Here is a 25,960-nt window from a genome sequence, read left to right as displayed (position 1 = left end):
TGCCCGCTCATTCTCGAGGATTGCCGCTTCGGAGCCGGTTTGCCGAGCGCGATACATGTCGCGTCGAGCGATGGGTGCTGCCCCTGCGCGGGCAGCGCGTCGCGGGCGCACGCGTTACGCCGCAATTTCTTTCCCGGAGCAGCACACATATGCTGGTCTTTAGCGCAAGGTAGAGGACGCGACGGCGTGTTTCTCGCGGCAGGTCTACATTTCTCGCGGCGTATTGATTGCCGTTGGACGCATTTCACTCCCGTTTTTCCGACCACGCTCCTGCCTTGATGGAAGACGGAACGAGTCGCGGGCACGCGGGCAGGAGACAGCATGTGGTATTCGTGGCTTGAAGAGCAGCGTGCCCTGATGCAGTCGCTCAGCGACTGGGCAATGCCCGGATGCGATGCCTGGCTGTCGCCGTCGATGCCCTGCGTGCCCGTCGCCGCTGCTGGCTATGACTGGCTGTGCCGGCTGGTTCGACCGACCCTCGAAGCACCGCCGTTCGGCATCGAGGCGGTGACGATGGGCACCCGGTCGGTACCGGTTGTCGAACAGGTGGTAGACAGCACGCCGTTTTGCGCGCTGCGACAATTCGCGCGCGCACACTCGCCCGTTGCACCCAGGCGCGGTCAAAAACGCGCGAAGCCACCGGACATCTTTCTCTGCGCGCCACTCGCGGGACACCACGCGGTCATGCTGCGCGAAACGGTCGAAACGCTGCTGCAGGACGGCGATGTGTACGTCACCGACTGGGCCAACGCACGGGACGTACCGCTCGCTGCGGGCCCTTTCGGACTCGACGACTATGTGCTCGCGGTCGAACGCTTTCTGCTAAAAGTGGGCTGCGCGCATACGCACGTCATCGCCCTCTGCCAGGCCACCGCGCCGACCCTCGCGGCTGCGTCGTTGCTGGCGAGGGAAGGAGAAGCGCCGCCGCTCAGCCTGACGCTGATGGGCGGCCCGATCGATGCGCGGCTCAATCCGACCGCCGTCGACCGGCTGGCGCAAAGCCACAGCCTCGACTGGTTCCGCGACACGGTGATCGACACCGTTCCGCCCGGCTATGCCGGTTCCGGCCGCCGGGTCTGTCCGGGCTTCATCCAGCATGCGGCGATTGTCGCCGCGCAACCACACCGCCAGTTGGCACTCGAATTGCGCTACTGGTCAAGCCGCCTCTCAGTCGATGCGAAGGCCATTGCGGCCAGCCTGCGTGCACTGAACGAATATGCGGCGGTTCTCGACATGGCCGAAGATTATATGCTCGACACGATTCGCGTGATCTTTCAGGAGCAGCAGCTTGCCCGTGGGACATGGCGCGTCGGCGGCCGCTGTATTCAGCCGCAGGATCTCGCAGGTACGGCGCTTTGTACAGTCGAGGGCGACCGCGACGACATTGCCGGCGCGGGCCAGACGCATGCCGCTCACACGCTGTGCAGTGCGGTCCCGGTATCGAAGCGCTGCCGCGTGACGATACCGGATTGTGACCACTATGACCTGTTCACCGGCCCGAGGTGGCGCGAGGTGATTCACCCCGCCGTGGTCCGGTTCTGGAGGTCGATGCGCTGACTGAGGTGTCCTTATGGGCAAGGGCGAATCTCGGCCCTCCGGGCGTAGCCATTGATTGCGCGCTTGGCTCTACCGTGGCCTTTTGCTGCACATCTAGAGGTTGTCGCACGGGAGGTGCCCATGCCGCTGGTTGTCTGACCTGCAAGCGCTGACGAACTGGCACGCGCCGAAGAACTGGTTGCCCGCAGCATCAACAACCTGACCGTCCGCCACGGTTTCGGGCCGATCGCCACGTCGCGGCCTTCGGATTTCCAGGCGTTCTGCCTTCGAGACGATCCACGCGGAGTGTGGCTGGCCGAGGATGATGGCGAAATTGTCGGCTTCGCCCTGAGCTGGATTTGCGGCCGGCTCTGGTTCACACGTCAGCGTTCCCAACGTTCGGCGTGTGTGTTTGTTCGCCGCAGCGCTGTCTGCGGCTTTTTTTGTCCTGCGGCTGGCGTTGACGGTAAGACTTCGCCCCGACAGCATTATTATGAGAACCTGCGCGGAGAAGTTCATGCCGGAATCGTTAAACGGGCCAAAGTGGGCTCTTGCGGTCGTCGTCCAGATGGAATCGTTAAAAACCCTTCGCGTGGACGGTCGACTGCTGTATTCACAGTGCGATTGTGATGAAGCGCGACGCAGGCTGGTGGGCGTTTCTGCAGCCCTGTCGCGCTCTCTTGAACGTCGCATTGTTGCCCTCGAGAAGACTCTTCGGGAACGTACTAAGTGATCTTGCGGCACCTATCTGGTCCAGCCCAAGGCTGAGCAGGCACCGGCCTCGATACCCACGGAAGGCTCGGCAAAGTTACTTTGAACGGCCCAGTTCGACCCCAAGGCGTCATTGGGATTCGACACGTGAATGACGGCTTTGCACGATGCCGCTGTCCGGGACAGCCGACGCTGAAATCGTCACTCTGCGTCCTTGCGCCGGGGCGTCAGGAGGACACGTCAGCACGCGGAAGTGATACAGAAAACAAGGTCTCCGTCTCATCGGACCGCGCTTCAATCGCACCGTGATGGGCTTTGGCGATTTCGCTTGCGATATACAAACCCAGTCCCAGGCTACCCGTCTGCTCGTATGCGCCCTTAAGGTCCGTCCCCCGCGTCAGGGGATCGAAGATGCGTACCAGCATAGTGCCGTCGATAGCCGGCCCGCAATTGCTGACCTCGATATGGACATGTGTTACATCACCCGTCACCGTCACGCGTACGGGGGCGTCCTGCGCCCCGTACTTGATGGCATTCGTTACAAGATTTCCAAGCAATTGCTGCAGACGCCGGCCGTCCCAGAGCCCCTGCGAATCGCCTTTCACTTGCAACTCAATCTGCCTGTCGGGGTGAACTGCGCGCAACTGGTCCAGTTCGTCGGCAAGCACATCTGCCAGATTGACGCTTGCGGGCGTCACATTGATGCCCAGGCCCAGCTTGGTACGGTTGAAATCAGTCAGGTCATCAAGCAACGCCTGCATCCGGGCGCCGCTTCGTATCAGACGGGAGGCGGCTCCGGATACTCGCTCCCCAGCATTGAGCGCGGCCAGGTACGACGCAGTGACCTGAATTGCCTGGAGGGGATTGCGCATGTCGTGACCCAGCATGCCAAGCAGGAGGTTGCGGTTCTGCTCCGCCTGCGTACTGAAGAACGTGACCGACTCCGCGAGTGCCTGATCGATCGCTTCATTGAAGCGGATGACGTCGTCGAGATCCGGCACTTCCGGCGCGCAATCATCCATCCACAAGCGAAGCACACTGGCTCGCAGTGCGCGGTATTCGGCCGCGAGCTGATTGATACTGAAGCCGGCCCGGGCCCTCAGAAGGGCATGCGTTTGCGCGGCTGTTTCGGTCGCATCGATCAGGGCAGGACCTCGCCCCATTGATTTTTCCCGTTGGGCTTCCCTGGTTTGCGAAGTCCGTAAGTCCTTTGCCACGGCCTGCAGGATCTGCTCCGCGTGATCGCGCAACCCCGACGATTCCATGTTCGCCGCCGCAGGCAGGAGCGTGGCGGCGAACGCTTCCCACTGCGCAAGAATTGGCTCCATGCTTTGCGAGATAAAGTCGGCAAGTCGCATGTAGGCGTCTCCAAAGCGTAAACGGCATGTCGAGGTCCAACCAGCATACCGATGTTACGCGCAAATCAGGGACGAACTGACCGAACCTGGCCGGACCTTCATGTCGCCCTGTACATCAGGCAACAGTCGGGCGAACTCCCGTTTCACCACGCCATAACACTCGCACGCACGCTTTTCGAGGCCCGGCCGATCCAGCACCTCAACATGATTACCGGTGCATCGTACCAGCCCGGCATCTTGCAGCCTCATTGCCGCTTCGATCACGGCCGCGCCTGGAACCCCAAGCATGTTCGCAATCCGTGCAGCCGTCATCTTCTGTTCGTTCAGCGGTAGGCGGTCGAGGCTGAGCAGCAGCCATCTGCACATCTGCTGGTCCATCGAGTGATACTGGTTGCAAACGACCGTCTGGGCCATCTGCGTGATCAATGCCTGGGTATAGCGAAGCAACAACCGCTGCACCAGGCCAGCCCGGTCAAATTCCTCCTTCAGAATCCGGGCGTCCAGCCGATACGCCTGACCGGCGCTTTGCACAATCGCAATGTTCGGCATCGTCTCTCCGCCCATGAAAAGCGCGATCCCAACGAGCCCTTCGTTACCCACGATCGCAATTTCTGCAGGCGTTCCGTCATGCATCAGGTGCAGCATCGATACAACTGAGGTCGTCGGAAAATAGACATTCTTCACGCTCTCGCCAGACTCATAGATAACCTGTGCCATTGGCACATCGACCAGGATCAGGTGCACTACCAGGCGCGCCCATTCTGCGTCGGGCAGCACCCTGAGCAGATGATTTTCATTGGCACGATGTTCGTTCGTCATGTTTTCCGCTTCCTGGCACCTAGGCTCGCTATGGCGGATGTGCCTGGTACACGTCAACGTGTCACGACTCAGACGGTATGTCTGTACGGTAGCGTTCCAGGCTCTCCGCCCGGTGATTCAATTTGAGATTGCCTTTTCAACGAGTGAAATATGCAGCCGTTCGTCCCGCGTCGATCGCTTTGAACGGCGAATGGTGCCGGGTGAACCGCCGTACGGCGGTCAAAAATAAGGCCATGCACTTTTTCGACGAACGTCCCTTGCCGGTCAGGAAACGGACATTTGCGATGCCTGGTCAAGTGACTGAATAGGCCGATTGTTGCCGGATGAGCGGGCGAACTGGGCTGCAGAATGCTCAGCCGTTCGCTAAAGGGGGGAGACTAGGCGATTTTCATGAAAGGCGCGCAGCGAGTAGCTCTTCCGAGTCTCTAAGCGTTTTACACTTAGCCGGCACTGTTTTCCTTACGTTTTCCTGTCGAGAATATACAATCAGGGTACGTGGGGTTTCGCGGTCAGAAGCCGCATCCATTGGAAAATTACATACGCCACGTCCCGTTGACGACCTCAGGCAGAAGTTGGATGTGTCCATGTTCAAGGCACGAGCGTTTCGTTGGTTGCTCCGCCTGACGGGCAGAACATGAGCAGCGGTAAGAGCCGAACGCGACGCAGCACCGTGCGGCGATCGGCTCGACGGCCCGTCATGCGCATTCCGGCGCTCTGGCGCAGCAACACCCGTCGACAAGACTACGGGTCGCGTGAAGCGTGCTCATTGCTTTGGCACTCGGTAGTCGGCGCTCATTCGGAAGGCGCTTGAGGTAAGCCGGCCCACGGAGACCCTTACACGCTTACTTGCGGAGCCGGCCACCCGGGCACAGGTTTGCTCATAACGAGTGTTCGACGCCGGGCAAGCTGATCACTTCTCCGCCTTCGAGAAACGAAGACCGCTCGAGATACCACGCTTCGTATGTGTACAGCGCTTGGTCCGAGGGTAAGAGGCAAACATCATGAACTCAATCTGGTCCGAGCGCCGAATCGACATTGCCTGCACGCCGGTCGTCGCAGTCCTTACAGCATCGTCCGCCTCCGCTGCGATCTCCGAGGAATCAAACGCTGCCACGGACGAAAGCGATCGGAGACTCATCATGAAGATGAAAAACTCAGCGCGTCGCGAGCCGATTTGCAAGGTTGCGCTTGCTGGCCTTTCGATTTGCGCGGCACAAGTTACCAGCGCGGCAGATGTCACCATCGCTACTTTTAACAGCCCGGCCATGCTGGAACTCAAGAAGCTTTCCGCGAGCTTCGAGAACGCGAACCGGGATATCAAGCTGAATTGGGTGATCCTTGAGGAAAACGTGCTTCGTCAGCGCGCGACGACCGATATCACCACTAACAGCGGCCAGTTCGACGTGGTTGCAATTGGCACGTACGAAACGCCGCTGTGGGGCAAGCGCGGCTGGCTGATGCCGATGACCAATCTGCCTGTCGACTACGATCTCGACGACGTGGTAAAGACCGCGCGCGACGGCCTTTCCTACGATGGGCAACTCTATGCATTGCCGTTCTATGTCGAGAGTTCGATGACGTTTTATCGGAAGGATTTGTTTCAGGCTGCTGGGCTCAATATGCCGGATCAGCCGACCTACGAGCAGATCAAGCAATTTGCCGTCACGCTCACCGATAAGGCCAAGGGTCAGTATGGCATCTGTTTGCGCGGGAAGGCAGGTTGGGGTGAAAACATGGCATACGTGTCGACAGTGGTGAACACTTACGGTGGACGCTGGTTTGATGAGAACTGGAAAGCGCAGGTTGATACGCCGGAGTGGCACAAGGCGATCAGCTTCTATGCAGACCTCTTGAAGAACGAGGGGCCGCCCGGAGCGAGCTCGAACGGCTTCAACGAGAACCTGACGCTGATGTCGTCCGGGAAGTGCGCAATGTGGATCGATTCGACGGCTGCCGCGGGCACGCTCTACAACAAGTCGCAGTCGAAAGTGGCGGACAAGATTGGCTTCGCTGCAGCACCGGTTGCGGTAACGCCGAAGGGATCGCATTGGCTGTGGTCGTGGTCGCTCGCGATCCCCAAGACTTCGAAGTCGCAGGATGCCGCGAAAAAATTTGTTACTTGGGCAACGTCGAAACAGTACACCGAGATGGTTGGAAAGGACGAAGGTTGGGGATCTGTTCCTCCGGGCAGGAAGTCGACTTTTGCACGTCCCGAGTACAGGCAGGCCGCTCCTTTCGGAGAATTTGTGTTGAGAGCGATCGAATCGGCCGACCCGAACGACTCATCGCTCAGGAAGGTGCCGTACAGCGGAATTCAATTCGTAGGCATCCCCGAGTTCCCGTCCTTCGGGACTGTGGTGGGGCAAGCGATTGCGGGCGTCGTTGCTGGGCAAACCAGTGTGGACGCAGCGCTGAAGGCGGGCAACGCCGCCGCCGATCGCGCTGTGAAGCAGGCGGGTTATCAGAAGTGAGCCCAGGAGCTCTCGACGCCATGCATGGAAGCTTGCTCAGCAAGCTCGTTTCGTCTGGATGTCGAGGACCGGTGATCGGTCGTGACCATCCAGACTACGACAATGCGCGGCGGGTGTGGAATGGCCTTGTCGACAGCAGGCCCGCCGCCATATTGCAGGCGGAGAGTGTCGATGATGTTCGAAGGGCCATCGACTCGGCAGCCCAGAGCAATGCCCTCCTGGCGGTGCGTGGAGGCGGGCATAGCATACCGGGCCTATCCACCTGTGCGACCTCCCTCTGCGTGATTTTTCGGTGCATCGAATATCCCCAATGACCGTGAGTAGCGAGAAAGACGGAAAGAGCGTCCGTCGGTCTATTTGCGAGCGGCGATAAGTAAAGTAAAAGAAATCGAGTGGCGTATGGAATGACCGTTCCACTCAGAATGCCGGCCCTTGCAACTCCGACTGCTCGACCGGCAGTTCCGGGGTCGGCTGCCGCCTTGCGCAGCCATTGGGCGGGGCGGCAACGGCAAAACCACTGTGTTAGACCGGGATCGGGCCATATACGGACGTGTCATCGAAAGTTATGTCCGGAGTTCGCGCTTTATCTGTCGTTCGCTTATCACGATGCCGCGCGGCGGCCTGCGTAATGGGCCGCGTGTTTTATGAGCGGCACTTACACGCGATGAGTGGAGGAGCCAGGATTGATCGGGTCCTGACAAGTCGCAGGTTACACGACGAACGTTCGTCGACATGACTTAGCCAGCGCTTCGTCCGGCCGGAGTTTGGGCCGACGTGCCCTTTTGGTTTGTCGGCGATTGGAACTGCCTGCCAGCAAAGCTGCCGTCGCGATCGCAGATCCATACAAACGCCCATTGCTGGGCAACCTCGATCGCCTCTTCCTCCGTATCGAACCAGGAAAGATTGCGCTCGATGTGCATTTCGCCGTCAACGTCCTCGTCTGCGGAAACGCGGACCAGCCGCGCATGTGCGAAGAACTTCCCAAGGGAGAATTCCGGGGTTGCATCAATGATCCATCCAAGATATCCGCATTTCATGATCACCTCCACACAAGGCTATTGGGATTCAGAAAGCCAACCATGGAATCATCCGGTCGTGTTTGCTCATGCTCCTCCTGGGGGCAAGTCCGCAAGGCCCTGTTTCGGCATCGGGCAGACGCCGTCACGAACGAGCGCCAAGGCGATTAACCCTTCGGCGACCAAACGATAATGGTCGGAGCAAATAACATGCCTTTTTTACAACACGCCGTGGCTCATCAAGCCTTGACCGTACCAGCCAGGGTCGACGACCGGCGTCGCGGTGTGGTCCGATATTTGCTGAGGCGTCCTTGTCACAGCGCGGATCTGCGCGCGGTATTTCGACTTTGGGGCCGTCGCCGGAGGCCATGAGGAGGCATGGATGCGATTGACGACAGCACTTGTCCAGCGCGCTTTCGTCGGCACCCATTTCATTGCGCTAGCTGCGGCAGCCACTACCGCTCAAGCCAGTTCTGTTGCGCCGCTCAACTATTTCCTCCACGCCGCGGGACCCGCCGCCGCTCCGACCATGCGCTTAGGCTGGGCACTGGCGGGTATTTCGATCACGGTATCAGTCGTCATTGCAGGTTTGCTGATCGCCGCGATCGTTCGCAAGCGTCCCGCCGCGGCAAGCGATTCGCTCAATGCCGAAGTCGGCGGCATGCGCTGGATTTACATCGGCACGGGCGTGTCGTCGGCGGCCTTGCTGGCGATGCTGGTCTATATCCTCATCACACTGGAGTCGGTTGCAACGCCGGCGACTCATCCTCAACTGACGATCACCGTGACCGCTTACGACTGGTGGTGGAAAGTCGACTACGCCGACGATCCCAGTCCGGCGCGCAACTTCAGCACGGCCAACGAGATCCACATTCCCGTCGGCGAGCCCGTGAAGATAGCGTTGAAAAGCGCGGACGTCGTGCACGCTTTCTGGGTGCCGCAACTTGCAGGCAAAACCCAGACGATCCCCGGCCAAACCAACGAGCAATGGATCCAGGCCGATCGCGCCGGTATCTATCGCGGGCAATGCTCGCAGTTCTGCGGCGCTCAACATGCGCACATGGCTTTCGAAGTGGTCGCGCAGAGCCCGGCGGATTTCAACGTCTGGCGCGACGCGCAAGGACAAGCGGCGGCGTCCGCGAATGACAGCAGCGTTGCCGCGGGCCGCCATCTGTTCGCCGAGCGCTGCGCGGGCTGCCACACGATTCGCGGCACGGACGCGGACGGCCTGCAGGCGCCCGATCTCACGCATCTGAACTCGCGTCGCATGATCGCGGCGGGCGAGGTGACCAATACACCGGATCACGTGCTCGACTGGATTGAGCACGCGCAGGCGATCAAGCCCGAGGCATTGATGCCGAGCATCGCACTGAGTGCCAACGATGCCGCCGCGCTATCGGCCTATCTGGCCACGCTGCATTGAATTCTGGCCGGCAATCAAGGAGCGTCTTTCAATGTCCGATCACGCGAGGCCCGCTTCAACGCCAGGGGCACGGCAGGCCGCGGCAGACAGTTCGGCGCTGCCGCTCGAGCGCACGCCGCAATACGGCCGCGTCGCGCCCGAGAGTGCCGAAGAAAAGCGTTTGCGCGAGATCTGGTCAGCGCCGCCGGGTTGGCGCGGTTGGCTCTCGACGGTCGATCACAAAACCATCGGTCTGCGCTATCTGGTGACCGCGTTCATCTTCCTGCTGATGGGCGGCATCGAAGCGCTCATCATGCGCATCCAGCTCGCGCGGCCCAACGCGACGGTCCTCACGCCCGAGCAGTACAACCAGCTTTTCACGATGCACGGCGTGACGATGATCTTTCTCTACGCGTTGCCGGTGCTATCCGGCTTCTCGAACTATTTGTGGCCACTGGTGCTCGGTTCCCGCGACATGGCGTTCCCGCGTCTGAATGCGCTTTCGTACTGGGTGTTTCTGTTTGCCGGCATCTTCCTGTATGCAAGCTTCCCGACGGGGCAGGCGCCGGATGCCGGCTGGTTCAACTACGCGCCGCTCTCGGGGCTTGAGTACAGCACCGGACCGAATATTGATGTCTACGCGCTCGGCATGGTGCTGCTCGGCATTTCGACGACTGTCGGCTCGATGAACTTCGTGGTCACGTTGCTACGGATGCGCGCGCCTGGCATGTCGCTAGACCGAATGCCCGTGCTGGTGTGGGGCACGCTCACGGCGTCAGGCGGCAATCTGCTGGCGGTGCCGTCGGTAAGCCTGGCGTTCTTTCTGTTGTGGCTCGACCGGCGCATCGGCACACACTTCTTCGACGTGTTGAACGGCGGACGTGCGCTACTGTGGCAACACCTGTTCTGGATCTTCGCGCATCCCTGGGTCTATGCAGTTGTGCTGCCGGCCATGGGCATCGTCTCCGATGCGTTGCCGGTGTTTTGCCGGCGTCCGCTGGTCGGCTATGGGCCGGTCGCGCTCTCGACGGTGGCGACGATGGTGATTGGTTTCGTCGTGTGGATTCACCATATGTTCGCGACCGGGATTCCCGCGCTCGCGCTGTCGTTTTTCGGCGCGGCCAGTATGGTGATCGCGATTCCCAGCGCGGTCGCCACCTTCGCATGGATCGCGACGATCTGGACCGGCCGGCCGGTGTTTCGCGTGCCATTCCTGTTTTTCGCGGGATTCGTGTTTCTGTTCGTGGTGGGCGGCGTATCCGGCGTGATGACCGCAGCCGTGCCATTCGACTGGCAGCTCACCGACACCTACTTCGTGGTCGCGCATCTGCATTACGTGCTACTCGGAATCAACGTGTTTCCAGTGATCGGCGGCATCTATTTCTGGTTCCCGAAATTCACAGGCAGGATGATGAGCGAACGGCTCGGCAAGTTCGGTTTCTGGGTGCTGTTCGCGGGCTTCAATATTGCCTTCTTTCCGATGCATATCGCGGGTCTGCTCGGCATGCCGCGGCGTATCTATACGTATCCCGCCGACATGGGGTGGAACACGGTGAATCTCGTCACGTCGCTGGGGTCGTTTCTGTTCGCGGCGGGCGTGTTGATTTTCATGATCGATCTGCTGGTCAGCCTGAAGCGCGGCAAGCCGGCCGGCGACAATCCGTGGGACGCGCCCACGCTCGAATGGTCGGTGAGTTCTCCGCCACCGCCATACAACTTCGCGGTGGTGCCGACGCTGGCGAGCCGTCATCCGTTATGGGAAGGCCGCATCGAGGAGCCAGGCGTCACGCTTCACACGCACTCGCAACTGCGTGAAGGTTATCTGCTCGCGCAAGGCCGCGAGGCGCTCGGCACCACCGCACTCGAAGCAAATCCCGACGTGATCCTGAAGATGCCGGGCGATTCCTACTCGCCGTTCTGGCTTGCCGTGTTCGCGACGCTGGTATTCGCGGGACTCGCGATGAGCGCATGGACATTTGCCGGTGCGATGCTGATGGGGTGTGCGGTGTCGATCATCGTGTGGCTGTGGCCCGAACGTGCGTTGATCCAGCGCGAACCGGCCACCGTTCATGATTCGGGAGATTGACATGAGCGACGCCGCCGATTTGAGTCGGACAGCCGCGCAACCGACCGAACCTCTGCCGATCGGCAGCGCGGGCGAGCGTTCGGGCGGCTGGTGGGGTTGCCTCACGCTGATCGCGACCGAAGGCGCGCTGTTCGGCTATCTGATCTTCTCGTATCTCTATCTGGCCTCGCAGAGTACGCAGCGCTGGCCGCCTGAAGGCCTGCCGAAGCTCGGTCTCGGCATGACGAACACGATCATTCTGTTGTCGAGCAGCGTGTTCGTCTGGTTGTGCGAGCGTTGTGTGAGGCGCGGGCGCTTGAGATGGGCCGTCGCCTCGATGGCGGTGGGCGTCTTGCTCGGCATCGTGTTCATGAGCATTCAACTGCTCGAATGGCACGATCATCCGTACGGCCTGACGACGCATCTGTATGGTTCGCTATATTTCACGATCACAGGATTCCATATGGCGCACGTCGTGGTTGGCATCGTCGTGCTGCTATGTTTGCTGCTGTGGACCGCGCTGGGCTACTTCGACGAGAAACGCTGCGCCGCGCTGACCATCGGCGGCTTGTACTGGCATTTCGTGGACGTCGTGTGGTTGTTTATCTTCAGCACGCTGTATCTGACGCCTTACCTGTTTCGGAATCTGTCATGGCCGGGGACATGAAGCCGCCGCTGAGCGTCGGACCGTCTTGCGCGCCGACCGGGGCCATGCGGCGCATGCTGGTCGGCCTGCTGGTCCCGCCGTGCGCATGGCTGGCACAGATGGTGATCGCAGAGACGCTGGCCGCGCAGAGTTGTTATCCATTCGATCAGCCGCTGTCGTCGTCGGCGCTGCCGTGGATGCGTCCGGCGCTCGTCGCCGTCAGCGCGCTATGTCTCGCGGCCGGCGTGTTCGGCGCACTGACGGCCTGGCGAAACGTTCGTCGCCTTGAAGCGGAGGAGGGCGGCTCAGGCGCCGCCGGCCAGAAGCGAAGCGGACTCGACGCCTTCCTGACACGCGTCGCGGCGATGTCGAGCGCGCTGTTTCTGTTCGCACTGGTTGCAACCGATATCGCACTGGCGTTCGTGTCGCCGTGCAAGTGGTGGTGACGATGCGCGCGCCTAACTCATCCATTTCACCACGCCGCGAAGGCTCGCTTGGGCGATGGCTTCGAAGCGGTCGCGGAATTGCCGCCGCGATGCTCGCATTGACCCTCGGCACGCTTGCATCCAGCTACACAGCCGATTCCGCGCCCGGCAACGCGACGCCCGGCGACGCCGCGCAGATCGCGCGCGGTGCCTATCTCGCGAAAGCCGCCGATTGCGCGGGCTGTCATACGGCCGCGCCACGCATCATGCGGCCCGGCGCGACACCGATTCCGGCGACGCCTTTCGCCGGCGGTCTGGGCATGGCCTCGCCGTTCGGTACCATCTACTCGTCGAACATCACGCCAGACCCGCAGGCAGGTATCGGTCTCTATAGCTATGACGACTTCGCGCGTGCCTTGCGCGATGGCGTCGCGCGAGGCGGCAAGCGGCTCTATCCGGCGATGCCGTACCCATCGTTCGCAAAGATCGACGATGACGACATGCACGCGCTCTACGCGTACTTCATGCATGGCGTGCTGCCGGTCGCCGCCCCCGCTCAACCAACTCGGTTGCCGTTCCCATTCAATCAGCGTTGGGTGCTCATGTTCTGGGACTGGGCGTTCGTGCCGGGTGATCGCTTCAAACCGGACGCAGGGCGCGACGCGCAATGGAATCGCGGTGCGTATCTCGTGCAATCGTTGGGTCATTGCGGTGCGTGCCACACGCCGCGCGGGCCGGCGTATGAGGAACGCGGCTACACCGAGGCGAGTCCGCTTTATCTGACCGGCGGCACTAACGACCACTGGTTCGCACCGAACCTCACAGCCGACGCCGGTTCGGGCTTGGGACGAAGTTCCGCGGGAGACATCGCCGCTTTCCTGAAACATGGCCACGGTGGCGGCCTGGTCGCGTTCGGTAGCATGGTTCAAGTGGTGGAAGACAGCACGCAATATCTCGACGATGCCGACCTCGCGGCCATGGCTAACTATCTGAAGAGCCTGCCGCCACGCGCTCAGAGCGGCCACTTCGATCCACGTTCGCGCGGCGCGATGCAGAGCGCGCAGGCGCTGAAAACAGGCGAAGTCGAGCGGCCCGGCGCCGGCATCTACGCAGCGTATTGCGCGCGCTGTCATCAGTCGGACGGCACGGGTGTCACGCAAAAATATCCGCGCCTTGCGGGCAATCCGGCTGTACTCACCCCGCAAACGACCTCGCTCGTGCGTCTGCTCGTGGAGGGCGGGAGCAGTCCGAGCACGGACGGTGGCCCCGAGACGCGCAAGATGCCGGCCTTTGCGGACAAACTAACGGACAGCGAACTCGCACACGTTCTGACATTTATCCGCAACACGTGGGGCAATGCGGCCGAGCCGGTCACGGCCCATGACGTGTCAGCGGTGCGGCATGCCCTGCACAAATAGTAGCTGTGGAAGGCATGCGTGCGTAAGTCACTTCTTCACCGAATCAGGAGGAATCGGGTTTTTGTCCTGAGACGAGTCGAGCGTGTTCTCTGATGTCGGATGCCGGCGCTTTTCCTTTGCGTCCTGCGCGCTCTGAGCGGTGTCTTTCAATGACACGTCGCTCCTGGCTGCTTCGTCTGAAAGGGGCTTGCGATGCCCTTGGTGTCCGGCGGCATCGTCCGGGGTTCGTTGAGTGGTGTGCTTCATGGCTTACCTCACATAAAAGACGGCGGTGTCGGCCGAGCCGTCATGACGCGTGCTCTATTTGTCGTGATGGCCCGGCAGTACTGCACCGAGCACCTGCTTAGCCGTTTCGACGATCACGTTGCCCTGGTCCGGGTCGCCCTTCATCAGCGTCGACGCGAACGCCTTAGCTTGAGCGAGCGTGATATGCGGCGGCAAAGGCGCGATATTCCGATCGGCTTTCACTTCGATGACCACCGGGCAATCCGCGGCGAGGGCTTCGTCCCACGCCGCGCCCATCTGCTCGGCGTCGTCGACGTAGATGCCTTTCAGGCCGATCAATTCCGCAAACTTGTGATAGGGCACCGAGGGAATATCCTGCGATGCTTCGAACTTCGGATCGCCTTCCATCGCGCGCTGCTCCCACGTGACCTGGTTGAGATCGCCGTTATTCAGCACCATGCAGATCCAGCGCGGATCGGCCCAGTTCTTCCAATACTTCGAGACCGTGATCAGTTCCGCCATGTTGTTCATCTGCATCGCGCCGTCTCCAACCAATGCGATCACGGGTCGCTCAGGGTAGGCGAACTTGGCGGCGATCGCGTACGGCACGGCCGCGCCCATCGACGCGAGTCCGCCGGACAGCGAGCACATCATGCCGCGCTGTACCTTCAGGTCGCGTGCGTACCAGTTCGCGCAAGATCCGGAATCGCTCGTGACGATGGAGTTAGCAGGGATGCGTTTGGACAACTCCCACACAGTGCGCTGCGGATTGACCGCGTCTTTGCCGGGTTCGTGTGCGCGCTTCTCGAGCGTCTTCCACCAGTCCGCGGTCCAGCCTTCGATCTTCTTGCGCCACGCACGGTCCGGCTTTTCTTCGAGCAGCGGCAGCAACGCGCGCAAGGTTTCGACACTATCGCCGACCAGATTCACTTCCATCGGATAGCGCAGGCTCAGCATGTCCGCCTTGATGTCGATCTGCACGCCGCGGGCCGCGCCTTCTTTCGGCAGGAATTCCGCGTAGGGAAAGCCAGAGCCAATCATCAGCAACGTGTCGCATTCGGTCATCAGGTCGTAGCTCGGCTTCGTGCCGAGCAGGCCGATCGAACCGGTGACCCAAGGCAGATCGTCGGGCAGGGCAGCTTTGCCGAGCAGCGCCTTCGCGACACCAGCACCGAGTTTTTCGGCGACGGCGATGACTTCATCCGTGGCATGCAAGGCGCCGGCGCCGACGAGGATCGCGATCTTCTTGCCGGCGTTGAGGACGTCGGCGGCTTGCTGGAGATCGTCGGGATAGGGCATGAGACGCGGCGCGCGGTAGCCCACGCCCGAATGCAGCGTGCCGTGCTTGCGGCCGGGTGCTTCGTAGGGCAGATCCTGCAGATCGTTGGGCAGCACGATAGCGGTGACCTTGCGCTCGGAGAGCGCAATGCGCACGGCGCGGTCGACCAGATGGCGGACTTGAGCGGGAACGCTGGCCTGTTCGACGAAGGCGCCGGCGACATCCTTGAACATCGAGACGAGGTCGAGTTCCTGCTGATAGTGGCCGCCGAGCGCCGCGCGGGCTTGCTGGCCGGCAATGGCGAGGACCGGCATGTGATCCATCCGAGCATCGTAGAGGCCGGTAATCAGATGCGAGGCGCCAGGGCCAGAGGTGGCGATGCACACACCGAGTTCACCGGTAAATTTGGCGTGAGCCGTAGCCATGAAGGCGGCCATTTCTTCGTGCCGGACCTGGATGAATTCGATCGGGGCGGGTGCTTCTTTGCCTTCGTCCTTGCTTTTGCGATGTTTCCGGGATTCGGATTGAGCGCGGTTCAGGGCCCCGAAGACGCCGTTGATCCCGTCGCCGGGGTAACCGTAGATGCGGCGGACGCCCCAGGCGTGGAGCCGTTCGATGATGAAGTCGCCAACGGTATCGGACATCACGCTCTCCTTGAAAACGATTGAAGCGACGACGGTTGAGGGGATGTGTGGCTGGGCCATTTCGCCGTTCGTCGTATGCCTGCTTCGCCTGTCGCAAGTCCCGTTCCGCGGTATTGCAGGCTGTAACCGTCAAGGATGAGTGTCCAGTTAGCAGGCGCGGCACGACAGGATTGCTGTCAGACGGTAACCGTCAAGTGGAGGCCGAAGTCGGCGAATATGGCGGAGCACGCATAAAGCATCTGTCTCCGATCCGTCGTCGCCCGAGGCGCCGATTCCGTTCAAAGGCTATCGATTTCTCCCGGACACCATCAGTTACGCGACGTTGGCTGAATTACCGCGTTCCGCTGAGTCTGCATGGTCGAGGAGACGTTGGTTGCACGCAGTATTGAAGGGCGGGGCATCGCCTGGCGACCGCCGCGTGAACACAACCGTTGAGCAACAGGCATTCCTGGGTAAGGGCCTGCACAACCGCGCGAAGATGTTTTGCACTTCGCCGCGCGCAGCCACTTCGACGATACGGTCGGCGGTTCGGCACGCTATCGCCCGAATGCCCCTTCGTTTATTTTCAATGGTGATTTTCGGGTACTGTCGCGTTAAAGAATAGGCAACAAGGGCCGCGAGATGATCAGATGGCAGAGCTGACGCTCCTGATCGGCCACTACATGATGACGGCCCGTTTCCTCGAAACCCTCGACGTGCCGCTTGATGACGCGGCGACATCGTGGGACAACATATAGGTTTCGTGTTCGCGTGGCTCCGGCGATGACCGTTTACCCGAGACAAGCCGCCTTTAGACACGGCAACGTTATCGATACGCGGAAAGGGTAAATTGAAATGTCATTCCCGGGCCAATATTGCGGGACGCCCACACCCGCCCTCCGTGAGCTTCGATGATCGAACGACAGATGGATAGTCCCATCCCCATACCATCTGGCTTCGTCGTGTAAAACGCGGCGAAAAGCCGGTCCAGCCCCTCGGGCTCCGTGCCGATGCCGACGTCCTGTACCGCCACGAGCACCTGGTCGGATTCGCGCCGTTCGGTTCGGATGGTCAGCACGCGCGCGCGATCGATGCCTGCCACCATGGCTTGGATACCGTTGATTGCAAGATTGATGATCACTTGCTGCAGCTGGATCCGGTCGCCGCGCACCAGGGGCAATTCCGGCGCGAGTTGCACCTGCACGGTCACTCGATGGTTGAGCGCCTCCTGCTTTACGAGAGCGACCGTCTCATCGATGACCGCATTGATGTCAAGTGCGACCACCTCCGGATCTGCCCTCCTGGCGAGATCGCGAATGCTTCGCATGATTTCGCTCGCCCGATTGGCTTCTTCGGCAATGTGATTCACGCAGGCGCGCGCTTCGCCTATTTCCGGAACTTCGCGGGTCAGCCAGCGCAAGCCAGCTGAGGCGCTGGTAGCAATGGCGGCAAGGGGCTGATTCACTTCATGCGCAATCGAGGCACTCATCTGTCCGAGGGCTGTTACACGAGCGACGCGGGCGAGTTCCGCCCGTGCCGTGTCTAACGCCTTTTGCGTTTCCCTGGTTGCCGTGACGTCCATCAGTGCACCAACGAGTTCCTCCTCGCCCGATTCGTATTTCACGCGATGGGTCCTGACGGTCAGGTACTTGATCGCTCCATTCGGCATCAGAAGACGGTGTTCGTAGTCGTAGGATGGCTTGCCAAGTGCCGCACGATTAATTTCATGCAGTACAAGTTCTCGGTCATCCGGATGAACACATTGGAGCATGAGATCGATCGTCGGCTTGATCGTTTCGTCTACTCCAAATATCCGATATGTCTCCTTCGACCAGACAATGTTGCCGCTAGCTATCCTCCAGCCAAAGCTCCCTGTATGACTCAGCCGTTGGGCATCAGCCAAATAGGCTTCACTCCGCCGCAATGCGCTTTCGGTACCTCTTCGCGCGACGTTCAGCCACACCACAAACAGTGCTGTCACCGCAAGCAGCACGACGCGCGGCAAGTCCGTGGGCGCAACCGCGAAACCGATCGGCGGGACAAAATAATAAGTGAAACCCGCAACGGACAGTGCGGTCGCGAACAAACCCGGGCCGAGGCCACCGAACCAGGCACTAAACATGATCGCGCATAGAGACAGCGATACGAACGGACTACTGTGCATGTCAGGTTCTAGTAGCAGCGCGGCGACGAGGGCCGCAACAACCGACAGAACTGCAACTGCATAGTTAACGAGAGCGGACCGTCTGGACCACTGTAGAGGACTAGACCGGGACATATCTTCTTCCTCCACAAATCAGCAATGCCTCGCGCAATCTGGATGCCTAAGGCATTCGGATCGACATCTTCAGGGCCGCGACCGCCTCTTTCGGGGAAATCGGCAATGCGGACGCCGGCGACCGCGCCTTGATCTCCTCGCCCCTTGTGCGTAAAACCGCAGTCGGGCGACGCCGCGGCGACCCTCCGGCTCAGCGGGGCGAGGCGCACGGCGGCCCGGTCCTTGCTTAGCTGATCGTCGCGCGGGATACCGACAATCATAGGACTGACCCACCGAGCTGTCGCAACCGATGGCAAGTCAGTGCAGCTGCGCGCACCGACGAGCTGACTGGTGCCAGGCGAAATCTCTTTCTGGGTCAATGGCCGCGGGTTGCCTGAAACCGTTATGGTAGCTGCGCGTCGGCTGGTTAGGTGCGGACAGCGGACACCCGAAGGGGGTCGACTAGAGCCGGTCAGCGAGGCTCAGTGCGGCCACGAGGGGCGCTACCGAACGGCCGGTCATGGAGCCATGGCAGCCATAGAGAGTCGGAGAATTGGATCGATGACTGCCAGGCTTTCTGTGCGGCATGCGCATCAGGGCACAGGGTTACGAATTGAACAAGTCATCGACAATACGTCGTCCCGCACTATAGCCGCCCATCAGCGCATCGGCCTCACTGAGAAATGGCCTGCCTCGGGATTCGCCAAAACGCAGCGGCGAGAAGACAGCGACAGATGCACCGGCCTTGCTGATCCTCACGACCGCCACAAATCCGACGCTGGTTGTCCCCTTGGCTCCGGCCTTCCAGCTGAAGTCAGTCTCAACGGCCACTTCAATGTCAAATCCGTGATAGTGATAAGTGCGGCTCATGGGCTTACCCTGTCTATCCGGGCGGCAATCCGGAAGGGATCGAGCACGACGTTCTTCCCACCCAACACATCGCCAAATCCGAACGCTGATACCAGCATGGCCAACGACGAGCCGACGCACGCGAGCATGTGAGTGCGCAAACCTGCCGCCCAGTTCAATCTTTCGCGCTCAAAGCCGATGACGCTCCCAAGTAGAGCCGCCAGGACGAGGCGCGACAAAAACCCGATATTTCCTGTCACTTTGCCTTTCGATAGGTCCGTTTTAGGCCTGCCGGGAAGCCGTGTCGGCGACATCGGCATATAGTTGGGCCGTCCGGTTAACGCTCCCATCGGGTTCTTCGATGACAGCCGGCAGCGCCTCGGCGCGATTTTCGTGCGCGCAGAACAGATTGACGATTTGCCGGGTCGGTATGCTCGCGACGAGCGTTGAAATTTTGCCCGGAGTGAACCACCGGCAACGTGAGATTTCGTTACGAGCTTCGGGGGACGCGTCGCGAGGAATCTCGGCGCGGAAAACGCGATGGCGTTTGCTGAGACCGCCAAACTGGAACAGGTACGTAAGCTCAATTCCAACGAGCGAAGTTTCTTCCTCCTGCTCGCGCTGGGCGGCGTCCAGCGGCGACTCGGACCGCTTTATCGTGCCTCCAGGTAACGACCACCGTGACCTCACGCGTGCGACCAGAAGTACTTGGCCTTCCCGGCTGCATATGATAGTCGCCCTATCTTTCATGTTCTCCCCTACAGGACACGCGGCTGCTGTGTTTGCAGAGCAGATTAAGGACCACGCGTGGGCGGCCATTTAGTGGAGCGCTCAAACGAAATCTATCGGCTGTTTATATCAAGCGCACGCTTTGTCGTTGGTATCGGTCGGGTGACCGCGATGGACATCGCCCGGCTGACAGAGTGGCAGTCGTAAACTTGATCCCGTACTCCTTGCACATTGGCGTAAGCTGAACATTAGTTAGTGAACAACGGGGAAAACAAAAATGAGAGCGAAAAAACCTTTAACTTTGATGGAACACGCATCGAAGTCGAAAACTTTGGCCATGGCCATACCGATGGTGATGTATGGATCTACTTCAAAAAGGCCGATGTGCTGGCCCTCGGAGACACCTTTTGGAATGGCATTTATCCGTACATCGATAACGAAGATGGCGGCGACATCGATGGCGCGATCGAATGGGCCAACAAGGCTGTGGCATTCACGACAGATCACACTATCGTTATTCCAGGCCACGGTGCGGTGGGTACACGCGCGCAACTGATCGAGTTTCGCGACATGTTGGTCACGGTACGCGACAACGTCGCAGCCTTGAAAAAGCAAGGCAAGTCATTGGACGAAATTGTTGCCGCCATGCCCACGGCCGCGTTTGACGCCAAATGGGGGAATTTTGTGTTCAACGGCGACCAGTTCACAAAGATGGTGTACGCCGGTCTGCAATAAGCCCTAATGGTAAGCCACTGTCTTGAGCGGGGCTTCGACGCCGCCGCTTCACTCCGCTCATAGGGGATGCCTCATCACAGCGGCGGGCATGAGACTGGCAACGGTCTGACGCAACCAGACGTTGCCGGGATCGCGATGAAAACGCGCATGCCAATGCTGCCTTACGGTGTAGCGCGGCAACTCGTACGGTACCACTAAATTGCGAATCGGCTCGCGGGACAACATGGCGAGTGCGTAATAGCGTGGCACGGTCGCGAGAAGTTCTGTCTCACTCACGATCTGCGCAACGGCCAGAAAGCTCGGCACCCGCAACGCGATGTCGCGTGTGACGCCGGCAGAAGCGAGCGCCTTGTCGACCATCGCGGTATGCCCTGTCCCTGGATTGGAGACTTCCACGTGCCGTTCGGCGCCGTAGGCGGTCTTGCCAAGCCGCTTTCCAATGCGCGGGTGCGAAAGGCTCGCAATACACTGAAAGTCCTGCTCGAACAGGGATTGCTGATAGAAGCCGGCATCGAGTTGCGGCATGTAACCTACCGCCAGGTCGACTGTGCCGTCTTCCAGCCGTCGTGGACTGTCGGAATTGATCTTCTCGGCCTCGACATGAATGCCCGGTGCGTGAGACTGCAGGTGGCTGAGCAGCCGCGGAAGCAGGGATATTTCGCCAAGGTCGGTCATGCACACACGAAATGTCCGGTGTGATTTGACGGGGTCGAAGACGGGCGCGCCTGTTCGAGCGACTTCCAGGTCCTCGCGCACCTGGTGCAGCACGGGGTGTAGCGCGACGGCACGCGGCGTCGGCCGCATGCCGCGTGAGGTGCGGATAAAGAGCTGATCGTCGTAATAGGCACGCAGACGATTAAGCGCAGTACTGGCCGCGCCCTGGGTAATGCCGAGCTTATCGGCGGCATTCGTCACACTCAGCGTCTTGTATATCTCGTCGAAAACCCAGATCCATTCCACATCAAGGGAAGCCATAGTTTCGTTTCCAGGTGATATCAAGAATTTCGATACACTTTATCCCGCCGCTCGGTTGTCTGGATAGTGGTCCAGTGCAAGAATATTCGCACTCACCCCTTCTTTCCGCGTAACGACATCAAGCTGGATTAGACATGTCAACCAAGCACAACGGCGATTTCCTGCAAGCCAAAGGATCAACCACCACACTGCCAGGCGAGATCTGGCGGTGGCGCGCGGTCGATATCGCCGCACAAGTTCGCGCAGGTTCCGTCTCTTGCGCGGAGGTGCTCCAAGCCTTCCATCAGCGCATTGATTCGATCAACCCACGACTGAATGCCATTGTGCATGCGGACCGCAAGCAGGCGATCGAGACCGCGAATCGGGCAGACGATTTGCTGCGAACCGCACCCCACGAGGCCGGAATTCTGCACGGCGTGCCGTTGACGATAAAGCTCAACGTCGATGTGGCCGGTGAAGCAACGACAAATGGCGTTCCGGCTTACGCCGCACGCGTTGCGCCCGCGGACAGTTCGGTAGTCGCCAACCTACGCAATGCCGGCGCGAACATCATCGGCCGCTCGAACGTACCGCCGTTTTCTTTCAGGTGGTTCACTGACAACCCACTCCACGGCAGGACGCTGAATCCGTGGCGGGAGGACATTACGTCAGGTGGATCGAGCGGCGGTGCAGGTGTATCGGTAGCAACAGGCATGTGCGCTCTGGCGCATGGCACCGACATCGCCGGATCTATCCGCTACCCCGCGTATGTTAATGGTGTGGTGGGCCTTCGTACCACGCCGGGACGTGTCCCGGCCTATCACCCGACCACCGGCCACCGCTTCTACGGCCTTCAGTCCATGTCCGCGCAGGGCCCACTCGCCCGATCGGTCACCGATGTGTTACTCGGACTACGCGCAATGATCGCCGCCGATACGCGTGACCCAACGTGGGTCGATGCGCGGTTGGAACACCCGGATGATTTTGCGCCAGTGAAGGTCGCCCTGATCGACGAGATTCCGGGAACCTCGGTTTGTGCAGAGATCAAGGCAGCGCTCCAGCAGGCAGCGACCGCGCTTGCAGCGGCTGGCTATATCGTCGAGCGCGCGCTGCCCCCGGTAATTGAGCAGTGCGTTGAAGTGTGGCAGTCGATCGTCATGACAGAGTCTCGTCTTGGCATGATTGCGGGCGTGGATGCGATCGGAGACGCCGACATCAAACGATCGGTCCACAACATGGCTGATTGCGGGCCCACGGTCGACCTGAACGGCTACGTTCGGGCAATCGCACGGCGCGACGTATTGCGTCGCAAGTGGAACGAATTCCTTGGCCGCTACCCAATTGCACTTTTGCCCGTTTCATGCCGCCTGCCTCAAACGTGGGGCGCGGACCTGGGAACGGTCGATGAGATGCGCGCGCTGGTAGCCGCCCAGAGTCCCCTGATCGCCACCGCAGCGCTCGGACTTCCCGGGATCAGTGTTCCGACGGGTCTGTCCGGTGGACTGCCGGTAGGCGTGCAACTGGTGGCCGACAGTTTTCGAGAATTGCGCCTGCTCACCGCTGCATCAGTCATTGAAAGCAATGTCGGCGTGACATCTGCTCTCGACTATAGGGCTGACTGAGGTACCCGAACCCGGCTATTACCGGGCTCCAATTAAGTCACTACCCGGCCGGCATGACGCAGAAGTCGGGGACGCGACTGCATCTTCGATTTCTGTACGCGTATCGACAAACATTCAAGTGTGGGCAACGTACTCACAATCAGCAACGCGCGCACGAGTCGCGCAATCAGGAGACTTCATTATGTCCTCAGCCAACTCTTCATCTGAAGTGGTTGATGTTCAGGCTTTCATCGACCAGCAAAGGTTCTCTCCCTACCAGTGGCTTATTCTCGGGCTGTGTTTCCTGATCGTTGCCGCGGATGGTTTCGATACGGCGGCAGGCGGATTCGTTGCGCCCGCGCTTGCCAGGGAGTGGGGACTGACACGACTCGAACTCGGCCCCATACTGAGCGCTGCGCTCATCGGATCCGTGGTCGGCGCCCTTATCGCAGGTCCGCTTGCCGACCGCATCGGTCGAAAACGTGTCCTGGTGGGTGCCGTTCTGTCGTTCGGTACATTCAGTCTCGCCTGTACGCAAGCTCATTCCACTGAAGTACTCACGATGCTACGCCTGTGCAGCGGCATCGGATTGGGCGCGGCCATGCCGAACGCGACGACGATGATTTCGGAATACGTACCCGCAAAGCACAGGGGACTTCTGGTCAACGTGATGTTTTGCGGATTCACGATAGGCGCCTCCGCTGGTGGATTCGCAGCCGCTGTGCTCATTCCCGCATTCGGATGGAGAAGTGTCTTTTTCGCCAGCGGCGCTGTGCCACTCCTGCTTGCCGTTGCACTTCTCATTTATCTGCCGGAGTCAGTTCGATTCATGGTCGCGAAGTCATGGCCCGCGGCACGCGTCAATGCGGTGCTCGGTCGTATCTCAGGCACGACGTTGACAGGACAACGATTCACGCTTCACGAGCAATCCGGAGCTACCAGACAGACGTCCGTTGCGTTGATTCTGTCGAAGAATTTTCGTGCGGGAACCTTGCTGTTGTGGCTCACGTATTTTATGGGACTGCTTGTCTACTTCCTGCTGACCAGCTGGCTTCCGACCTTGTTGAAAGACAGCGGGATGACCTTGAAACATGCATCTTTGATCACGGCGCTGTTTCCCCTTGGCGGCGGACTTGGGTCGATTGCCTGCGGATATTTCATGGACCGCGCCAACGCACATCGTGTCGTCGCTTTCACCTATATCCTGACCGGCGTATTTCTCTGGAGCATTGGACAGCTTACCGGTGGCGTGTTCTTCGTTGGCGTGCTGATCTTTATTGCCGGGACCTGTTTAAACGGTGCGCAGGTTTCCATGCCGGTTATTGCCGCAGCATTCTACCCAACCAATGGGCGCGCATCGGGCGTTGCGTGGATGCTAGGCATAGGCCGCATCGGTGGCATTGTCGGGTCCATGGCCGGAGCAAGTTTCCTTCAGGCCGGATTCGGTATCGGCTCCATTCTAAGCATGCTCGCGATTCCCAGCTTCATCGCAGCCGCGGCTCTTTTGTTGAAAGATTGCCTGGCACGGCGGCAAGTACGTACAGATGTGATCTTGCAGCAACTTACACCGGATTCCGACTAGACGACTACGTATCGATCTGAAAATTTCATATGGCTGAATATAATTAGTATGTCTATTGTTTGGAGACGCAGTGAAAAAATTGCAATTACCTTCGTCGGAGGGGTAGGTTTAGTCAGTGGTACGGTATTCGCACAAAGCGTGCAGTTATATGGAATTGTGGATACGGGTGTGGAGTACGTCACACACGCCGACTCTGCTGGTAGCAGCGTTGTGAGAATGCCCGCAATTACAGGATCAACTCCGTCACGTTGGGGATTGCGCGGCTCCGAGCTATTGGGGAATGGTTACTCGGCAACATTTAACCTCGAAAGCTCCTTTAATCCCCGAGGTGGAGACCTCAATCAAGGTGGCCGCTTATTCGGCCGCCAGGCGTGGGTTGGGATATCGGGGCCAACGGGCTCGTGGTTCCTCGGCCGTCAGAATACGGCGACCCTCTACACGATTCTTGATAACGATGTCATGGGGCCTGCCATCTATGGGGTCGGCTCCGTTGACGCCTACGTGCCCAATGCGCGTAGCGACAATGCGATTGGCTACAAAGGTGTCTACCACGACGTCACAATTGGTGCGACTTATTCTTTTGGTAGAGACGCCGTCGGAGGCAATTCTCCAGGACAAGGTCTGTGCGCTGGATCGGTTCCGGGAGCATTTACGCAATGCCGGCAGTGGACAGCAATGATCAAGTACGACGGACCGACGTTCGGTGGTGGGCTATCGTACGACGAACAGCGTGGAGGCACGGGGGCAGCTGCCAATTTTTTTGACGGTGTGCCTCCTGTGCAAACCAGTCGCCCAACCGACGTGGACTCCCGGCTGCTGCTTGCTGCTCATGTGACGGTTGGCAAGGTGAAAGCGGAAGGCGGCTGGCTTCATCGCAATACGGAAGATCATTCTTCTACCCCGGATATCCGTTCTGACATCTTTTTTGGCGGTGTGTCATATCAGGTCACGCCTTCATTGCTTGCCGAAGGTGAGATCATCCGGGTTGTCAATGCGCAGCACGATACTCGTGCGACATTAACCACCCTGCGCGGTATGTATTTGCTTTCGAAGCGCACCGCACTGTATGCGCAAGTCGGCTACCTCTCGAATAGCGCAGAGGCCGCCTACACAGTTAGCGCAGGCGGCGGTGGCACGACGCCACATCGAGGGGCGAGTCAGTTGGGGGCCATGATAGGTATGCGGCAGTACTTCTAGCGCCATGATGTGTGGCATCCGTCGTCAGGAACTCGCGCGTGCGTGAGGGACGCACGTTCGCG

The 25,960-nt window shown here is 60.0% G+C and carries 21 protein-coding genes and 1 pseudogene; 11 read left to right on the top strand and 11 right to left on the bottom strand.

Annotation, left to right across the window (positions count from 1 at the left end; all coding sequences use genetic code 11):
• The first annotated feature begins 321 nt into the window (after nt 1–321).
• The gene (phaZ, locus tag B0G74_RS34905) at nt 322–1,557 is read left to right on the top strand and encodes a polyhydroxyalkanoate depolymerase (RefSeq protein ID WP_132380790.1); all 1,236 of its coding nucleotides are present in this window, start codon (nt 322–324) and stop codon (nt 1,555–1,557) included.
• Nucleotides 1,558–1,650: 93 nt separating this feature from the next.
• Here phaZ and B0G74_RS45985 read toward each other — a convergent pair whose 3' ends face one another.
• From B0G74_RS45985 to B0G74_RS34890, 3 genes are all read right to left on the bottom strand, one after another.
• Nucleotides 1,651–2,055, bottom strand: a complete 405-nt coding sequence (locus tag B0G74_RS45985; protein WP_165923989.1) for a hypothetical protein — start codon at nt 2,053–2,055, stop codon at nt 1,651–1,653.
• Between the two features lie 419 nt (nt 2,056–2,474).
• Entirely contained in the window at nt 2,475–3,605 is a 1,131-nt protein-coding gene (locus tag B0G74_RS34895; RefSeq protein WP_132380788.1) for a sensor histidine kinase, read from the bottom strand.
• A 54-nt stretch (nt 3,606–3,659) separates the two neighbouring features.
• Entirely contained in the window at nt 3,660–4,424 is a 765-nt protein-coding gene (locus B0G74_RS34890) for a Crp/Fnr family transcriptional regulator (RefSeq protein ID WP_132380786.1), read from the bottom strand.
• A gap of 1,139 nt (nt 4,425–5,563) precedes the next feature.
• On the opposite strand from B0G74_RS34890, the gene B0G74_RS34885 reads away from it, so the two are divergent.
• The gene (locus B0G74_RS34885; RefSeq protein WP_132381330.1) at nt 5,564–6,895 is read left to right on the top strand and encodes a sugar ABC transporter substrate-binding protein; all 1,332 of its coding nucleotides are present in this window, start codon (nt 5,564–5,566) and stop codon (nt 6,893–6,895) included.
• Between the two features lie 737 nt (nt 6,896–7,632).
• Here B0G74_RS34885 and B0G74_RS46285 read toward each other — a convergent pair.
• On the bottom strand, nt 7,633–7,932 hold the full coding sequence (locus B0G74_RS46285) for a hypothetical protein (protein ID WP_207915754.1): 300 nt from the start codon (nt 7,930–7,932) through the stop codon (nt 7,633–7,635).
• Nucleotides 7,933–8,293: 361 nt separating this feature from the next.
• Here B0G74_RS46285 and coxB point away from each other — a divergent pair, with 361 nt between their 5' ends.
• The 5 genes from coxB to B0G74_RS34850 all read left to right on the top strand — a co-directional run bounded on the left by coxB (nt 8,294) and on the right by B0G74_RS34850 (nt 13,867).
• Nucleotides 8,294–9,334 carry a cytochrome c oxidase subunit II gene (gene coxB / locus B0G74_RS34870; RefSeq protein ID WP_132380784.1) on the top strand — a complete coding sequence of 347 codons (1,041 nt, stop codon included), beginning with the start codon at nt 8,294–8,296 and terminating at the stop codon, nt 9,332–9,334.
• Nucleotides 9,335–9,365: 31 nt separating this feature from the next.
• On the top strand, nt 9,366–11,399 hold the full coding sequence (ctaD, locus tag B0G74_RS34865; RefSeq protein WP_207915753.1) for a cytochrome c oxidase subunit I: 2,034 nt from the start codon (nt 9,366–9,368) through the stop codon (nt 11,397–11,399).
• 1 nt (nt 11,400) lies between these two features.
• A complete protein-coding gene (locus tag B0G74_RS34860; protein WP_132380782.1) occupies nt 11,401–12,045 on the top strand; it encodes a cytochrome c oxidase subunit 3 in 645 nt (214 codons plus the stop codon).
• Nucleotides 12,030–12,470, top strand: a complete 441-nt coding sequence (locus B0G74_RS34855; protein ID WP_132380780.1) for a hypothetical protein — start codon at nt 12,030–12,032, stop codon at nt 12,468–12,470. The genes B0G74_RS34860 and B0G74_RS34855 overlap by 16 nt, the downstream gene beginning before the upstream one ends.
• Before the next feature lie 89 nt (nt 12,471–12,559).
• Nucleotides 12,560–13,867 (top strand): cytochrome c, encoded by a 1,308-nt coding sequence (locus tag B0G74_RS34850; protein WP_132380778.1) that lies wholly within the window; start codon nt 12,560–12,562, stop codon nt 13,865–13,867.
• 27 nt (nt 13,868–13,894) lie between these two features.
• On the opposite strand, the gene B0G74_RS34845 is transcribed toward B0G74_RS34850, so the two are convergent.
• The 6 genes and pseudogenes from B0G74_RS34845 to B0G74_RS34815 form a co-directional block, all read right to left on the bottom strand.
• Nucleotides 13,895–14,113 (bottom strand): hypothetical protein, encoded by a 219-nt coding sequence (locus B0G74_RS34845; RefSeq protein WP_132380776.1) that lies wholly within the window; start codon nt 14,111–14,113, stop codon nt 13,895–13,897.
• Nucleotides 14,114–14,167: 54 nt separating this feature from the next.
• Nucleotides 14,168–16,015, bottom strand: coding sequence for a thiamine pyrophosphate-requiring protein (locus B0G74_RS34840; RefSeq protein ID WP_132380774.1), 1,848 nt, complete (start codon nt 16,013–16,015; stop codon nt 14,168–14,170).
• Between the two features lie 805 nt (nt 16,016–16,820).
• A complete protein-coding gene (locus B0G74_RS34830) occupies nt 16,821–18,272 on the bottom strand; it encodes an ATP-binding protein (RefSeq protein ID WP_132380772.1) in 1,452 nt (483 codons plus the stop codon).
• Between the two features lie 585 nt (nt 18,273–18,857).
• Nucleotides 18,858–19,121, bottom strand: a complete 264-nt coding sequence (locus tag B0G74_RS34825) for a hypothetical protein (protein ID WP_132380770.1) — start codon at nt 19,119–19,121, stop codon at nt 18,858–18,860.
• Between the two features lie 14 nt (nt 19,122–19,135).
• Nucleotides 19,136–19,360, bottom strand: a pseudogene (locus B0G74_RS34820) (MgtC/SapB family protein); the annotation flags it as partial.
• Nucleotides 19,361–19,382: 22 nt separating this feature from the next.
• Nucleotides 19,383–19,850, bottom strand: a complete 468-nt coding sequence (locus tag B0G74_RS34815; RefSeq protein WP_132380768.1) for an NUDIX hydrolase — start codon at nt 19,848–19,850, stop codon at nt 19,383–19,385.
• A 234-nt stretch (nt 19,851–20,084) separates the two neighbouring features.
• On the opposite strand from B0G74_RS34815, the gene B0G74_RS34810 reads away from it, so the two are divergent.
• Nucleotides 20,085–20,564 (top strand): MBL fold metallo-hydrolase, encoded by a 480-nt coding sequence (locus B0G74_RS34810; protein WP_243658454.1) that lies wholly within the window; start codon nt 20,085–20,087, stop codon nt 20,562–20,564.
• A 57-nt stretch (nt 20,565–20,621) separates the two neighbouring features.
• Here the strand turns inward: B0G74_RS34810 and B0G74_RS34805 are convergent, their stop codons facing one another.
• Nucleotides 20,622–21,539: a LysR family transcriptional regulator gene (locus B0G74_RS34805; RefSeq protein WP_132380766.1), complete on the bottom strand. Its 918-nt coding sequence runs from the start codon at nt 21,537–21,539 to the stop codon at nt 20,622–20,624.
• A gap of 134 nt (nt 21,540–21,673) precedes the next feature.
• Here B0G74_RS34805 and B0G74_RS34800 point away from each other — a divergent pair, with 134 nt between their 5' ends.
• From B0G74_RS34800 to B0G74_RS34790, 3 genes are all read left to right on the top strand, one after another.
• Entirely contained in the window at nt 21,674–23,140 is a 1,467-nt protein-coding gene (locus tag B0G74_RS34800; protein WP_132380764.1) for an amidase, read from the top strand.
• Nucleotides 23,141–23,321: 181 nt separating this feature from the next.
• A complete protein-coding gene (locus B0G74_RS34795; RefSeq protein WP_132380762.1) occupies nt 23,322–24,701 on the top strand; it encodes an MFS transporter in 1,380 nt (459 codons plus the stop codon).
• A 48-nt stretch (nt 24,702–24,749) separates the two neighbouring features.
• Complete coding sequence (locus tag B0G74_RS34790) at nt 24,750–25,898, top strand: porin (protein WP_132380760.1); 1,149 nt, start codon at nt 24,750–24,752, stop codon at nt 25,896–25,898.
• Nucleotides 25,899–25,960: the final 62 nt, after the last annotated feature.

The sequence above is a fragment of the Paraburkholderia sp. BL9I2N2 genome (assembly GCF_004339745.1).
Classification (GTDB): Bacteria; Pseudomonadota; Gammaproteobacteria; order Burkholderiales; family Burkholderiaceae; genus Paraburkholderia.
The sequence above is the reverse complement of the archived record's forward strand: the minus strand, read 5'-3'. Positions and strand labels throughout refer to the sequence as shown.

Coding starts and splice junctions, on each gene's coding strand:
- phaZ (WP_132380790.1), top strand. CDS start 322: ATGTGGTATTCGTGGCTTGAAGAGCAGCGTGCCCTGATGCAGTCGCTC.
- B0G74_RS45985 (WP_165923989.1), bottom strand. CDS start 2,055: ATGAACTTCTCCGCGCAGGTTCTCATAATAATGCTGTCGGGGCGAAGT.
- B0G74_RS34895 (WP_132380788.1), bottom strand. CDS start 3,605: ATGCGACTTGCCGACTTTATCTCGCAAAGCATGGAGCCAATTCTTGCG.
- B0G74_RS34890 (WP_132380786.1), bottom strand. CDS start 4,424: ATGACGAACGAACATCGTGCCAATGAAAATCATCTGCTCAGGGTGCTG.
- B0G74_RS34885 (WP_132381330.1), top strand. CDS start 5,564: ATGAAGATGAAAAACTCAGCGCGTCGCGAGCCGATTTGCAAGGTTGCG.
- B0G74_RS46285 (WP_207915754.1), bottom strand. CDS start 7,932: ATGAAATGCGGATATCTTGGATGGATCATTGATGCAACCCCGGAATTC.
- coxB (WP_132380784.1), top strand. CDS start 8,294: ATGCGATTGACGACAGCACTTGTCCAGCGCGCTTTCGTCGGCACCCAT.
- ctaD (WP_207915753.1), top strand. CDS start 9,366: ATGTCCGATCACGCGAGGCCCGCTTCAACGCCAGGGGCACGGCAGGCC.
- B0G74_RS34860 (WP_132380782.1), top strand. CDS start 11,401: ATGAGCGACGCCGCCGATTTGAGTCGGACAGCCGCGCAACCGACCGAA.
- B0G74_RS34855 (WP_132380780.1), top strand. CDS start 12,030: ATGGCCGGGGACATGAAGCCGCCGCTGAGCGTCGGACCGTCTTGCGCG.
- B0G74_RS34850 (WP_132380778.1), top strand. CDS start 12,560: ATGCTCGCATTGACCCTCGGCACGCTTGCATCCAGCTACACAGCCGAT.
- B0G74_RS34845 (WP_132380776.1), bottom strand. CDS start 14,113: ATGAAGCACACCACTCAACGAACCCCGGACGATGCCGCCGGACACCAA.
- B0G74_RS34840 (WP_132380774.1), bottom strand. CDS start 16,015: ATGTCCGATACCGTTGGCGACTTCATCATCGAACGGCTCCACGCCTGG.
- B0G74_RS34830 (WP_132380772.1), bottom strand. CDS start 18,272: ATGTCCCGGTCTAGTCCTCTACAGTGGTCCAGACGGTCCGCTCTCGTT.
- B0G74_RS34825 (WP_132380770.1), bottom strand. CDS start 19,121: ATGAGCCGCACTTATCACTATCACGGATTTGACATTGAAGTGGCCGTT.
- B0G74_RS34815 (WP_132380768.1), bottom strand. CDS start 19,850: ATGAAAGATAGGGCGACTATCATATGCAGCCGGGAAGGCCAAGTACTT.
- B0G74_RS34805 (WP_132380766.1), bottom strand. CDS start 21,539: ATGGCTTCCCTTGATGTGGAATGGATCTGGGTTTTCGACGAGATATAC.
- B0G74_RS34800 (WP_132380764.1), top strand. CDS start 21,674: ATGTCAACCAAGCACAACGGCGATTTCCTGCAAGCCAAAGGATCAACC.
- B0G74_RS34795 (WP_132380762.1), top strand. CDS start 23,322: ATGTCCTCAGCCAACTCTTCATCTGAAGTGGTTGATGTTCAGGCTTTC.
- B0G74_RS34790 (WP_132380760.1), top strand. CDS start 24,750: ATGTCTATTGTTTGGAGACGCAGTGAAAAAATTGCAATTACCTTCGTC.